The organism is Flavobacterium hibisci, assembly GCF_020026925.1.
Taxonomy (GTDB): domain Bacteria; phylum Bacteroidota; class Bacteroidia; order Flavobacteriales; family Flavobacteriaceae; genus Flavobacterium; species Flavobacterium hibisci.
Genome location: NZ_JAIQDW010000058.1, coordinates 1 through 492, shown reverse-complemented (window position 1 = coordinate 492; position 492 = coordinate 1). Strand labels below are relative to the sequence as shown.

General features: G+C 39.0%; 1 pseudogene. It reads left to right on the top strand.

The window, feature by feature from the left end:
- Positions 1-492 (top strand): annotated as a pseudogene (locus tag K8B81_RS20825) (IS1182-like element ISMsp1 family transposase); the annotation flags it as partial.

Genomic DNA, 492 nt, shown 5'->3' with positions numbered 1-492 from the left:
CAACCGTTATACTTTTGTTTGGGGAAAGGCTATTAAAAAGAGTAAAGAACGTATTGAACAACAGCTGGAAGAACTTTGGGATTATGCACAGAGTGTAGCCAAAGAAGAACTCAAAAATACAGAATCTGTTGATTTTAGGGCTATTGATACACAAAAAGTAAAAGCTGCCATCAACACGATCAATGCAGTTTTGAAAGAGAAAAAAGTTCCTTCGAAAGTACGCCAGAAGCTCAATTATGCCAAAAAGAACTGGCCAAAGAACCTTGAAAAGTACAAACAGCAAGAAGAAATTCTTCAAAACAGAAACTCGTTCTCCAAGACTGATACCGATGCCACTTTTATGCGCATGAAAGAGGACCATATGCTAAACGGCCAGTTAAAACCGGCTTACAATCTGCAGATCAGTACCAATAAGCAGTTTATTCTGCACTACAGCCTGCATCCAAATCCTACCGACACCAAAACACTTAGCCCGCATATTGATAGTTTTGA